Annotated in this window: 7 protein-coding genes; 2 read left to right on the top strand and 5 right to left on the bottom strand. The window is 61.0% G+C overall.

The window, feature by feature from the left end; genetic code table 11:
• Positions 1–198: 198 nt before the first annotated feature.
• From C4N22_RS01740 to hcp, 3 genes are all read right to left on the bottom strand, one after another.
• Positions 199–1,677: a glutamate synthase subunit beta gene (locus tag C4N22_RS01740; protein WP_112147782.1), complete on the bottom strand. Its 1,479-nt coding sequence runs from the start codon at positions 1,675–1,677 to the stop codon at positions 199–201.
• A gap of 14 nt (positions 1,678–1,691) precedes the next feature.
• Positions 1,692–6,224 (bottom strand): glutamate synthase large subunit, encoded by a 4,533-nt coding sequence (gene gltB, locus C4N22_RS01735; protein WP_112147781.1) that lies wholly within the window; start codon positions 6,222–6,224, stop codon positions 1,692–1,694.
• A gap of 259 nt (positions 6,225–6,483) precedes the next feature.
• Positions 6,484–8,100 carry a hydroxylamine reductase gene (gene hcp / locus C4N22_RS01730; RefSeq protein WP_112114746.1) on the bottom strand — a complete coding sequence of 539 codons (1,617 nt, stop codon included), beginning with the start codon at positions 8,098–8,100 and terminating at the stop codon, positions 6,484–6,486.
• 110 nt (positions 8,101–8,210) lie between these two features.
• On the opposite strand from hcp, the gene C4N22_RS12825 reads away from it, so the two are divergent.
• The gene (locus C4N22_RS12825; RefSeq protein ID WP_181567146.1) at positions 8,211–8,450 is read left to right on the top strand and encodes a hypothetical protein; all 240 of its coding nucleotides are present in this window, start codon (positions 8,211–8,213) and stop codon (positions 8,448–8,450) included.
• Here C4N22_RS12825 and gdhA read toward each other — a convergent pair whose 3' ends face one another.
• Together gdhA and C4N22_RS01720 are read right to left on the bottom strand one after the other, a co-directional pair.
• Positions 8,451–9,803, bottom strand: a complete 1,353-nt coding sequence (gdhA, locus tag C4N22_RS01725; RefSeq protein WP_112147780.1) for an NADP-specific glutamate dehydrogenase — start codon at positions 9,801–9,803, stop codon at positions 8,451–8,453.
• Positions 9,804–10,161: 358 nt separating this feature from the next.
• The gene (locus C4N22_RS01720; protein WP_181566962.1) at positions 10,162–10,995 is read right to left on the bottom strand and encodes an Mrp/NBP35 family ATP-binding protein; all 834 of its coding nucleotides are present in this window, start codon (positions 10,993–10,995) and stop codon (positions 10,162–10,164) included.
• A 235-nt stretch (positions 10,996–11,230) separates the two neighbouring features.
• Between C4N22_RS01720 and C4N22_RS01715 the strand changes: the two genes are divergently transcribed.
• Positions 11,231–12,781, top strand: coding sequence for an oligosaccharide flippase family protein (locus C4N22_RS01715; protein WP_112147779.1), 1,551 nt, complete (start codon positions 11,231–11,233; stop codon positions 12,779–12,781).
• The last annotated feature ends 74 nt before the right edge of the window (positions 12,782–12,855 follow it).

The raw sequence follows: 12,855 nt of genomic DNA, 5'->3' as shown, positions 1-12,855 counted from the left end.
GGGGGTATCTCTCCTCGCGAGATGATTCTAGCACAGTTTGTCCTATAAGACAAGTAGGAATTAAGCTGCAAATGTGAAAACTTTGTGAAAACGTGCCCATAAAAACAGAAAAGCAGCAGCGGGAACCCCATGCGAGGTTCCCGCTGCTGCTTGTTTAGGATAGGAAAGAGAATGGCTTGAAAAATAGAGGGGAGGGGGTTACAGGTTGGTGTAGCCCATCAGGTAGCGGTCTACCTCGGCCGCGCAGTCACGGCCCTCCCGCAGGCCCCAGACGACGAGGCTCTGGCCCCGGCGCATGTCGCCGCAGGCAAAAACTTTGTCCACATTGGTCTTGAAGTGGTCGGTGTCCACGCAGCCGCGATTCGTCAGGCTGACGCCAAAGGCATCGGCCACATAGCTCTCGCAGCCCACAAAACCCGCTGCAATAAAGGCCAGCTGGCAGTCGTAAAGAAAGGTCTCGCCGGTGGGCACCATGCTGGTGCGGCCGGTCTCGGGGTCTTTCTCCGGCTTGAGATACGCAATGACGGCACCGGTCAGGTTGCCCGCTTCATCTTTCAGGAATTCTTTGACCGTGGTCTGGTAGACGCGGGGGTCCTTGCCGAACTTTGCGATGCACTCGGTCTGGCCGTAGTCTACCTTGAGCACCTTGGGCCACTCCGGCCAGGGGTTGTTGGCGGCACGCTCTTTGGGGGGCTGAGGCATCATTTCCAGTGCCATCAGGTCGGTGCAGCCCTGCCGCAGGGCCGTGCCCTGGCAGTCGTTGCCGGTGTCGCCGCCGCCGATGACGAGGACGTTCTTGCCCGCCGCGTTGATGGCCCTGCCGTCTGCAAAGTCGGAGTCCAGCAGGCTCTTGGTCACGCTGGTGAGGTAGTCCACCGCAAAGTGGACACCATTGGCGTCCCGGCCTGGGACATTCAGGTCGCGGGCCTTTTTGGCACCGCAGCAGAGGACGACCGCGTCATAGCGGTTCAAAATCTCTTCCGCCGAGACCGCCCCGCCCACATCCATATTGGTGCGGAACTCAATGCCCTCCGCCTGCATGATCTTCAGGCGGCGCTCGATGACGTTCTTTTCCAGCTTCATATTGGGGATGCCGTACATCAGCAGGCCGCCAATGCGGTCAGCCCGCTCAAACACGGTCACGGCGTGGCCTCGGATGTTCAGGTACTCGGCCACCGAGAGGCCGGAGGGGCCGCTGCCGATGACCGCCACGCTCTTGCCCGTGCGGGCCGGGGGCGGGGTGACTTTCATCCAGCCCTTGGCGTAAGCCGTTTCCACAATGGCGTGCTCGTTTTCCCGGACGGTAACGCTGCTGCCGGTCACATCGCCGCAGGTGCAGGCCGCCTCGCACAGGGCGGGGCAGACCCGGCTGGTGAACTCCGGGAAACGGTTGGTGGCTTTCAGGCGGTGGAGCGCCATCTCCCACTTGCCCTGATAAACCAGGTCGTTCCACTCCGGGATCAGGTTGTTCAGCGGGCAGCCGGAGGCCATGCCGCCGATCATCATACCCGCCTGGCAGAACGGCACGCCGCAGTCCATGCAGCGAGCAGCCTGGGTCTGCTGCTCCTCCCGGGAGAGCCAGATGTGAAATTCGTTAAAGTTATCCATGCGCTCCAGCGGCGGGATGTCCGCACTGGTCTTGCGCTTGTAATCCATAAATCCTGTGATCTTGCCCATATAGTTTCCCCTCCTTACTTCTTCTGCACGGCATAGAATGCTTCGATTTGTGCCTGGTCTCCGTCCAGACCGCGCTCTTCCATCGAGGCGATCACCCGGAGCATCCGGTCATAATCGTAGGGGAGAACTTTCTTGAACTTGGGCAGGAACTCGCTGAAGTTGTCCAGGATCTCTTTGCCGCGGGGGGAGCCGGTCTCTTCCACATGCTCCCGGATCAGCTCTTTCAGGGTGGCCACATCATACTTGTGCTCCACAGGCTCCAGGCTGACGGTCTCCTTGTTGACCCGCTGGTAGAAATCCCAGTTCTCATCCAGCACATAGGCGATGCCGCCGGTCATGCCGGCTGCAAAGTTTTTGCCGGTCTGGCCCAGCACCACCACGGTGCCGCCGGTCATGTACTCACAGCCGTGGTCGCCCACGCCCTCCACAACGGCGGTAGCACCCGAGTTGCGGACACAGAAGCGCTCACCGGCCACACCGGAGACGAACACCTTGCCGGAGGTGGCACCGTAGAGGGCCACGTTGCCGGTGATGATGTTCTCCTCGGGCTTGTAAGTCACGTTTTCCGGCGGGCGGACAATGATCTTGCCGCCGGAAAGGCCTTTGCCCATGTAGTCGTTGCAGTCGCCGGTCAGCCGCAGGGTCAGGCCCTTGGGAATGAACGCGCCAAAGCTCTGGCCGCCGGCTCCGTTGCAGCGGACGGTGTACACATCGTCCGGCAGGTCACTGCCGTATTTGCGGGTGATCTCGCTGCCAAAGATGGCACCAAAAGCGCGGTCGGTGTTGCTGACATTGAGGGCCACGCTCTGGGGGTTCTTGCTGTTCAGCTTGAACTTCTTCATCAGCACTTTCATGTCAAGGGTATCTTCCAGATGGAAGTCGTAGGTGTCCTCCTTGACAAAGTGGACGTTGCTGTTGACGATGGCCGGGTTGTGCAGGATGCAGTCCAGGTTCATCTTGGCGGAACGGCTGCCCGGCGCGCTGGGCTTGACATGGAGCAGATCCGTACGGCCCACCAGCTCGTCGATGGTGCGGACGCCCAGCTTGGCCATGTACTCCCGCAGCTCCTGCGCCACAAAGGTCAGGTAGTGGATGATATACTCCGGTTTGCCTTTGAAATTCTTGCGCAGCTCGGGATTCTGGGTGCAGATGCCCATGGGGCAGGTGTCCAGATTGCAGACACGCATCATCACGCAGCCCTCGCACATCAGCAGGGAGGTACCAAAGCCGAATTCCTCAGCGCCCAGCATACAGCTGATGGCCACATCACGGCCGGAGAGCAGTTTGGAATCGCTCTCAATGCGGACGCGGGTGCGCAGGCCGTTCAAAATCAGGGTCTGGTGGGTCTCGGCGATGCCCAGCTCCCAGGGAAGGCCCGCGTTCTTGATGGAGGTACGGGGTGCCGCGCCGGTGCCGCCGTCGTAGCCGGAGACCAGAATGACCTGTGCGCCGCCCTTGGCGACGCCGGCGGCAATGGTGCCAACACCTGCCTCGCTGACCAGCTTGACGTTGATGTTGGCGTGGCGGTTGGCGTTCTTCAGGTCATAAATGAGCTCGGCCAGATCCTCGATGGAGTAGATGTCGTGGTGGGGCGGGGGAGAGATGAGGCCCACGCCGGTGGTGCTGTGGCGGGTCTTGGCGATCCAGGGGTACACCTTGGCACCGGGCAGGTTGCCGCCCTCGCCGGGCTTTGCACCCTGTGCCAGCTTGATCTGGATCTCTTCCGCGGAGACCAGATACTTGCTGGTGACGCCGAAACGGGCGGAAGCCACCTGCTTGATCTTGGAATTGCTCTCGCTGTGGTAGCGCTTTTCCGGCTCGCCGCCCTCGCCGGTGTTGCTCCGGCCGCCCAGACGGTTCAGGGCGATGGCAATGGTCTCATGGGCTTCGCTGCTCAGGGCACCGTAGCTCATGGCAGCAGCTTTGAACCGCTTGACGATGGACTCCACCGGTTCCACCTCTTCCAGCGGGATGCCGCCGTTGGGGTCAAAGTTGAAGTCCAGCAGGCTGCGCAGGTGCACGCCCTCTTTGCCCATGCTGTCCACAGCACTGGTAAACTGCTTGAACGTGCCGTAATCGTTGGTCCAGCAGGCTTTCTGGAACAGGTGGATGGTCTGGGGATTGAACAGATGCTCTTCTTTGCCGCTGCGGAACTTGTGGGCACCGCCGTCTTCCAGCTCCATGTTGATGTCCAGGCCCAGCGGGTCGAACGCGGCGTTGTGCTGGGCCTCCACATCGGCCTGAATGTCCTCCAGCTCGATGCCGCCCACACGGCTCACCGTGCCGGTGAAGTATTTGTCGATGACCTCTTTCGAGATGCCCACTGCCTCAAAGATCTGGCTGCTCTGGTAGCTCTGGATGGTGGAAATGCCCATCTTGGAGGCGATCTTGACGATGCCGTTCAGGATGGCCTTGTCGTAGTCGTCCACGGCAGCGTAGTAGTCTTTGTCCAGCAGGCCCTCGTCGATGAGCTGGCCGATGGTCTCGTGGGCCAGGTAGGGGTTGACGGCGCAGGCACCGTAACCCAGCAGGGTGGCAAAATGGTGCACCTCGTGGGGCTCGGCGCTCTCGAGGATCAGGGCCAGTGCCGTGCTCTTCTTGGTGCGGATGAGGTACTGAGACACCGCGGAGACCGCCAGCAGGCTGGGGATGGCCACATGGTACTCATCAATGTCGCGATCCGAGAGGATGATGATATTGGCCCCATCCTTGTAGGCACGGTCCACTTCCAGGAAGACCCGGTCAATGGCCTTTTCCAGACTGGTGTTCTTATAGTAGTTGATGGACACCGTGGCCACTTTGAAGCCCGGCACGTTCATGTACTTGATCTTGAGCAGGTCGGTGGAAGTCAGAATGGGGTTGTGGACTTTCAGCACCTTGCAGTTTTCAGGCTTGTCCTCCAGCAGGTTGCCGTGGGTGCCCACATAGACGCTGGTGGAAGTGACCACTTTTTCGCGGATCGCGTCAATGGGAGGGTTGGTTACCTGGGCAAACCGCTGCTTGAAGTAGTTGAACAGCGGCGGGTGCTGCTCGCTCAGGACAGCCAGCGGGGTATCCGTGCCCATGGCACCCGAGGGCTCGGCACCCAGCCGGGCCATGGGCAGGATGAGGGAGTTGATCTCCTCATACTTGTAGCCGAACACTTTCTGCAGGCGGGTCAGCTCCTCGCCGGTGTAGCTGGGGACTTTGGTGTTGGGGATCTTGAGGTTTTTCAGCTCCACCAGGTTGCGGTCGATCCACTCACCGTAGGGCTCGCGGCTGGCGTAGTATTCTTTCAGCTTCTCATCGTCCACCACTTCGCCCTTGATGGTATCCACCAGCAGCATCTTGCCGGGGCGGAGACGATCTTTGACCAGGATGTTCTCGGGGTCGCAGGGCAGCACGCCCACCTCGGAGGAAAGGATCATCCGGCCGTCCTTGGTGATGTAATAGCGGCTGGGGCGCAGGCCATTGCGGTCCAGCACGGCACCCACCACGTCGCCGTCCGAGAAGAGAATGGCGGCAGGGCCGTCCCAAGGCTCCAGCATGGTGGCGTAATACTGGTAAAAATCGCGCTTTTTCTGGCTGATGTTCTTGTTGTTTTCCCAGGGCTCGGGAATCGTGATCATCACGGCCAGCGGCAGGTCCATGCCGTTCATCACCATAAACTCCAGCGCGTTGTCCAGCATGGCGGAGTCAGAGCCGGAAGTATTGATGATGGGCAGGATCTTGTTCATATCGTCCCGCATGATGGAGGAGGAAATGGTCTCCTCGCGGGCCAGCATGGCGTCCGTGTTGCCCTTGATGGTGTTGATCTCGCCGTTGTGCAGGATAAAGCGGTTGGGGTGGGCACGCATCCAGCTGGGGTTGGTATTGGTGGAGAAACGGCTGTGCACCATGCCGATGGCGGATTCATAATCCGGGTCTTGCAGGTCGGCGTAGAACAGCCGCAGGTCGTGCACCAGGAACATGCCCTTGTATACGATGGTGCGGCTGGACAGGCTGGGCACATAGGTGCCGTTGCTGGCCTGCTCAAACACCCGCCGCACAATGTACAGCTTGCGGTCAAAATCAATGCCCTTGCTCACCTTGGCCGGCTTTTTGATGAAGCACTGCCAGATGGCGGGCATACAGTCACGGGCTTTCTGGCCCACGGCGTCCGGGTTCACGGGCACTTCGCGCCAGGCCAGAAATTCCAGTCCCTCTTTGCGGGTCACCAGCTCAAACAGCTTCATGGCCTGTGCCCGCAGGTGCTCGTTCTGGGGGAAGAAGAACATGCCCACGCCGTATTCCCGCTCGTTGCCCAGGCGGATGTTCATCTCGTCTGCAATTTTGGAGAAAAACTTGTGACTGATCTGGAGCATGATACCCACGCCGTCGCCGGTCTTGCCCTCTGCATCCTTGCCGGCGCGGTGCTCCAGCTGTTCCACGATGCAGAGCGCATCGCTGACAGTCTGGTGGCTTTTGCGGCCCTTGATATCCACCACAGCGCCAATGCCACAGGCATCGTGCTCAAACTGGGGATCGTACAGGCCGAGGGGCGAGGTCTGCTCGGTAAAATTATCCATTGCCTTTCCCATCCTTTTTCTTGAAAAATCCTCTCTATGGCACTGCGGCACACTCCGCAGCACAACCGGAAACAAAAAGAAACGGCGCTCCAACAGAGTCGGGAAGACCCTGCTGGAACGCCGTTGTTCCGATAGAACTATTATACTGGTTCGTGAAGATTGTTCAAGTGTGAGGTGCAACAAACATTGGTGCACCATTGGCGTTTCTTCTTGTGAAAAACAGATAGGCCCAGTGGGGAAAAGGATGACTTTTTCCGCCTCAGTCTGCGGCGTGACTGCCCAGGCAGGCGGCCAGATCGGCCTCCGGGGTGGTGATGGGCTTCAGATCGTATTTCTGCTGCAAAGCGGCAGCGACACCCGGGGAGAGGAAAGCCGGCAGGGTAGGGCCAAGGCGGATGCCCCGGATGCCCAGCGCCAGCAACGCCAGCAGCACGCAGACGGCTTTCTGCTCAAACCAGCACAGGATGATGGAGAGGGGCAGTTCGTTGACCGAGCAGCCAAAGGCGTCCGCCAGCGCCAGCGCGATCTGGATGGCGCTGTAGGCGTCGTTGCACTGGCCCACGTCCAGGATGCGGGGCAGGCCGGTGCCGGGCACCGTGCCCAGCGGCAGGTCGTTGAGCCGGAATTTGCCGCAGGCCAGGGTCAGCAGCACGGTGTCCGGCGGGGTGAGCTTGGCAAACTCGGTGTAGTAGCGGCGGCTGGGGCGGGTGCCGTCGCAGCCGCCCACCAGGAAGAAGTGCCGGATCTTCCCGGCCTTGACGGCTTCCACGATCTCGCCCGCGTGGTGCAGGACTGCATCCCGGGCAAACCCGGTGGCAACGGTGCTTCCGCCGTTCATGCCAGGGACGAGGGTGTCTTTCTCATAGCCGCCCAGCTCCAGCGCTTTGGCAATGACGGGGGAGAAATCCCTGCTTTCCCCGATGTGCACAATGCCGGGGTAGGAGACGACCGAGGTGGTGAACACCCGGTCCGCATAGCTGGGCCGCAGGGGCATGATGCAGTTGGTGGTGAAGAGGATGGGCGCGGGGATGTCCTCAAACTCCCGCTGCTGGTTCTGCCACGCCGTGCCAAAGTTGCCCTTGAGGTGGGGGTATTTCTGCTTGAGCTCCGGGTAGCCGTGGGCGGGCAGCATTTCCGAGTGGGTGTAGATGCTGATGCCCTTGCCCGCTGTCTGTTCCAGCAGGCATTTCATATCATAGAGGTCATGGCCGGAGATGACGATGAATGGCCCTTTTTGGATGGTCAGGGGCACTTCCACAGGCTCCGGGTCGCCGAACGTGGTGGTGTTGGCCTTGTCCAGAAGCTCCATCACCCGGTAGGCCATCAGGCCAGTCTCCTGTACCAGCTGGAACAGCTTTTCCTTGTCCTGCTCGTGGGCCAGCGTGGAGAGGGCGGTGCAGAAAAACGTGTCGATCTCGCCGTCCGTGTACCCCAGCACCCGGGCATGGTAGGTGTAGGCCGCCATGCCCCGCAGGCCGAACAGCACCGTGGATTTCAGGCTGCGGATGTCCTCATCCGGCTCCTGCCACAGCTGTTTCATGTCGTAATCGCCCACCGGGGCCGGAGCAGGACAGGCTGTGGCAAAGGCAGCGTTCTTTGCCTCCCAGACCTTTTCCGTCAGCTGGCGGACCGTCTCGGGGTCAAAGTTCACATTCGTGATGGTGGTGAATAATCCCTCCAATAACAGCAGTGCCTGCGGCGGCTGGATGGGCTGGCCCAGCTCCACCAGCAGCTCTGCAAACCCGATGAGCGCCCCGGTGAGTGCATCCTGCGCGTCCGCCGTCTCCGCCGATTTGCCGCACACACCCGCATTGCCCACGCAGGCACAGCCATTGGCCGCCTGCTCGCACTGGAAACAGAACATCTTCTCGTCCATTGGTAAAACCTCTCTTTTTGTGATAAAAAGAGTATGGACAAAACTGCATCCCGCTATGCATGTCAGTGCGGGGAGTTTCTCTGAGGACCGTCCGCTGGGGTGGGACCCTGTTGCCGCAGGCAATCGAGCGGGCGATGGAATGGCCTGCAACAACAATGACCGCCGCCAGTGGCGGAATCAGGGAATTGTTGTTGGGGCCGCGGCCAGCAAAACGCAAGCGCAAGCGAAGCGGATGCTGGGAGCCGCAACTCGTCCTCGTGTCCGAAGAGAAAGCTCCCCAAACGGACGAAACCGCACAAACAAAAAGAGCCGCACCCGGCGGGGTGCAGCTCTCAAAAATGCGAGAATAATTAGTAGGTGATGCCCTGAGCCATCATGGCGGTAGCAACTTTCAGGAAGCCAGCGCAGTTTGCGCCCACCATCAGGTTGCCCTCGGAACCAGCGGCAACAGAAGCGTCATAGCTGGCGTGGAAGATCCCCTCCATGATGCCCTTGAGCTTTGCATCGACTTCTTCAAAGGTCCAGCTCAGGCGCTCGGAGTTCTGGCTCATCTCCAGGCCGGAGGTAGCCACGCCGCCGGCGTTGGCAGCCTTTGCGGGTCCGTACAGGACACCGTTTGCCAGATAGACCTCGATGGCGTCCGGAGTGCTGGGCATGTTTGCGCCCTCGCAGACCACGGTGCAGCCGTTCTTGACCAGAGCCTCAGCGGACTCCTTGTTGATCTCGTTCTGGGTTGCACAAGGCAGGGCGATGTCGCAGGGGACAGTCCAGACCTTGGTGCAGTCTGCAACGTAAGTTGCGTCTTTGTGGGTCTCGGCATACTCCTTGATGCGGCCGCGGCGGACTTCTTTCAGGTCCTTGACGTAAGCCAGATCAATGCCGTTGGGGTCATAGACATAGCCGTTGGAGTCGGACATGGTCACGACCTTGCCGCCCAGCTCGGTAGCCTTCTCGCAGGCGTAGATGGCAACATTGCCGGAACCGGAGATGACCACGGTCTTACCCTTGAAGCTGTCGTTGCGCATACACTTCAGCGCCTCAGCGGTGAAGTAGCACAGGCCGTAGCCGGTAGCCTCGGTGCGGGCCAGAGAACCACCAAAGGTCAGGCCCTTGCCGGTGAGCATACCGCCCTGGAAGCTGTTGGTCAGGCGCTTGTACTGGCCAAACAGGTAGCCGACCTCGCGGCCGCCGACACCGATATCACCGGCGGGGCAGTCCACGAACTGGCCGATGTGGCGGTACAGCTCGGTCATAAAGCTCTGGCAGAAGCGCATCACTTCCATGTCGCTCTTGCCGTGGGGGTCAAAGTCAGAGCCGCCCTTGCCGCCGCCCATGGGCAGGGTGGTCAGGCTGTTCTTGAAGGTCTGCTCAAAGCCCAGGAACTTCAGGATGCCCTGGTTGACAGAGGGATGGAAGCGCAGACCGCCCTTGTAGGGGCCGATGGCGCTGTTGAACTGGATGCGGTAGCCGCGGTTGACCTGCACCTTGCCCTGATCATCGACCCAGGGCACACGGAAGCTGATGACGCGCTCGGGCTCGACCAGACGCTCGATCAGGCCGGCTTTCTCGTACTCGGGGTGCTTCTCCACCACGGGCTGGATGCTCTCCAGAACCTCGCGGACTGCCTGCAGAAACTCAGGCTCATTGGCATTGCGCTGTGCAAGGCCATCGTAAACGCGCTTCAGGTATTCATTCGTCAACATAACAGAATACTCCTTTTCCTCTATATTGCAGCAGTACAGGGCCAAACGCACATTCGCCCTGTGCAGGCTTTTTCCCCTCTGCGGCACACGTCTGCCGCAGAGCACTTTGTTATTATAAAGCTTTGCGGGGCAATTTACAATAGAGGCTGTGCGAATATTTTGCGAAAATCTTTCAAAAAAACAGGATAAAAGATGAACACGCTTCACAAAAAAGGAAAACTGTGCGGAAACAGGCAAAAAATCTTCTTTTCTAAAGTGAGCGGAGGCTGCAAAAGAAAGACTTTTATGGACAAATCCGTCCGAAAAATAACAAAATCCCGCCATCCTGCAGGGGGCAGAACAGCGGGAAGATGAAATTTTACTTTTTGAGCAGCTTCTCGCAGGCGTCCGCGGCACCCTCCAGGTACTGGCCGCCGTAGGTCTCAATGAGGCCGGCGTCAGAGAGGCGCGCCAGCTCGGGGTCGATGGGGCATTTGGCCAGCACGGGCAGGCCGTGCTTGGCGGCCACCTCGTCCACATGGCTGTCGCCAAACACATTGATGTGCTTGCCGCAGTCCGGGCAGACAACGTAGCTCATGTTTTCCACCAGGCCCAGCATGGGCACTTTCATCATCTCGGCCATGTTCACGGCCTTGGCAACGATCATGCTCACCAGCTCCTGCGGGCTTGCCACCACCACGATGCCATCCACGGGCAGGCTCTGGAAGACCGTCAGGGGCACGTCGCCGGTTCCCGGAGGCATGTCCACAAACAGGAAATCGACGTCTTTCCAGACCACATCGGTCCAGAACTGCTTCACCGCGCCTGCAATGACGGGGCCGCGCCAGACCACGGGGTCTTCCTCGTTCTCCACCAGCAGGTTGATGCTCATGACGTCAATGCCCATCCGGCTCTGGATGGGCCAGCAGCCCTGCGCGTCGGCCATGGCACGGCCATGGATGCCGAACAGCTTGGGGATGGACGGGCCGGTGATGTCGGCGTCCAGAACGCCGCAGTGGTAGCCGCGGCGGGCCATGGCGCAGGCCAGCAGGGCACTGGTCATGCTCTTGCCAACGCCGCCCTTGCCGGATACAACGCCGATGACCTTTTTGACGCTGCTGTTGGGGTTGGGTGCGTCGTGCTGAGGCGCGGCATTGCGGGAAGAACATGCTGCTCCGCAGCTGGAGCAGTCATGGGTGCATTCTTCGCTCATTCTCTCGTTGCGCACTCCGGCGGCGTTGCCGTAGGGGAATGCGCTTCCTCCTTGCATTTTGTATCAAAGGGCGCGAACCGCCCTTATGTGACCAACACATATCATACCATAAAAGTGGGAGAGAAACAACCCACGACGCCGCTCATCTTTTGCAAAGCGCATAAAGGGGCTGTTTTGCCGCATACAGTAAACAAAACCTCCCCGTTTGTGCATTGGCGGGGAAAGGAGGCGCGCCATGCGGCAGAGCTACCTGAAGAATGCGGCCCTGATGACCGGGGCGGATGTCCTGCTCCGGCTGGCAGGCATGGGGTTGCGCATTTATCTGGCCAATGCCCTGGGCGGTGAGGGAATGGGCCTGTACCAGCTGGTGCTGGCGGTGTACGCCCTGTTCGTTACGCTGGCCACGGCGGGCGTCTCGGTGGCGGCTACCCGCCTCATGGCCGAGGAGTTGAGCCGCGGCAGGGCCGAAGCCCGGGGAATGCTGGCGCGGCTGCTGGCAGCGGGCCTTGGGCTGGGGGCCTTTGCCATGGTGGCGCAGTTCGGGCTGGCAGGGTTGGCGGCTGCCTGGTGGCTGGGAGACGCCCGGGCCGCGGGCGCTCTGCGGGCGGCAGCATTCGGGATGCCCTGGATGGCCGTCTCGGCGGTGCTGCGGGGGTTCTTCATCGCCCGGCGGCGAGTGGAGCCCAACGTGCTCAGCCAGCTGGCGGAACAGACCGTCCGCATCGGGGTCGTCTATGTGGTGTTGGAGCAGGGGATCTTACGGGGCTGGGATCACGGCCGAAAGTGCACCGCGGTGCTGGCGGCCACGGCCCTGAGCGAGGCAGTCTCGGCCTGTATGATGCTCCTGTTCTACCACCGGGAGGCCCGGCGCTGCTTTGCCGGGGAAAAGGCCCGGTGCCCCCGTGACCCGGCCAGACGGCTCTGGGACATCCTGTGGCCGGTGGAGGGCGGGCGGTGCCTTGCCAGCGCCCTGCACACGGCGGAGAACATGCTGGTGCCCGCCTGCCTTGCCCTTGCACTGGGGGCTGAGGGCGGACGCGCCGCCGCCGTGGCCCAGTATGGCAGCCTGAAAGGGATGGCGCTGCCCCTGCTGACGTTTCCGTTTGGCCTGCTGGGCAGCCTCTCCGTCCTGCTGATGCCGGAGATCACGCAGGCCCACATCCGGGGCGAGACGGCCCGCCTGCAGGCCCTCATTGACCGGATGCTGCGGCTGACCGGGTATTTCTCCGCCCTGGCCGGGGCGGTGTTCTGGGTGCTGGGTTGTCCGCTGGCCCAGACGCTCTACCACAGCCCGGAGGCGGGCTTCTATTTGGAGGTACTTGGCCCGGCCATGCCGCTGCTCTATTTTGAGAGCATGGTAGACGGTGCCATGAAAGGGATGGGGGAGCAGAAAGCGGCGTTCCGCTACAGCGTGTGGGACTCGATCTTGCGGATCGTGGGCGTGGTGCTTCTGCTGCCCCGGTATGGGATGCCGGGTTTCCTGTTTGTGATCCTGGTGTCCAGCTGCTACACCTGCCTTGCCAACACCGGGCGGCTGCTTGCCAGCAGTGAGACAAAGCTCCGGCTCTGGCGCTGGCTGGGGGCCCCGATGCTGGCTTCTGCAGGGGCTGCAGCCGTGGGCGTGGCCCTGCGGCAGGGGCTGGCCGGGTGGTTTGCCGGAGCGCTTTTGCCGCGGCTGGGAGCGCTGGCTCTCTGCGCAGGCGGGATGAGCGCCGTCTATCTCGTGGCAGCCTGGCCGCTGGGCCTGGGAGAAGAGGTGCGGGCCGCGCTGGCAAAAAAGCACTGAGTGCCGGAAAAACAGAGCGGAAATGGAAATTTTCTGGACACCGGGGCGGGAAACGAGTATAATACAATGGATAC

Origin of the sequence: Faecalibacterium prausnitzii (assembly GCF_003287495.1) — a bacterium.
Classification (GTDB): domain Bacteria; phylum Bacillota; class Clostridia; order Oscillospirales; family Ruminococcaceae; genus Faecalibacterium; species Faecalibacterium prausnitzii_I.
The sequence above is the reverse complement of the archived record's forward strand: the minus strand, read 5'-3'. Positions and strand labels throughout refer to the sequence as shown.

What these genes read in the sequence shown, in the direction of transcription:
- gdhA (WP_112147780.1), bottom strand. Translation starts at nt 9,803, where the DNA reads ATGTTGACGAATGAATACCTGAAGCGCGTTTACGATGGCCTTGCACAG.
- C4N22_RS01740 (WP_112147782.1), bottom strand. Translation starts at nt 1,677, where the DNA reads ATGGGCAAGATCACAGGATTTATGGATTACAAGCGCAAGACCAGTGCG.
- C4N22_RS01720 (WP_181566962.1), bottom strand. Translation starts at nt 10,995, where the DNA reads ATGAGCGAAGAATGCACCCATGACTGCTCCAGCTGCGGAGCAGCATGT.
- gltB (WP_112147781.1), bottom strand. Translation starts at nt 6,224, where the DNA reads ATGGATAATTTTACCGAGCAGACCTCGCCCCTCGGCCTGTACGATCCC.
- C4N22_RS01715 (WP_112147779.1), top strand. Translation starts at nt 11,231, where the DNA reads ATGCGGCAGAGCTACCTGAAGAATGCGGCCCTGATGACCGGGGCGGAT.
- hcp (WP_112114746.1), bottom strand. Translation starts at nt 8,100, where the DNA reads ATGGACGAGAAGATGTTCTGTTTCCAGTGCGAGCAGGCGGCCAATGGC.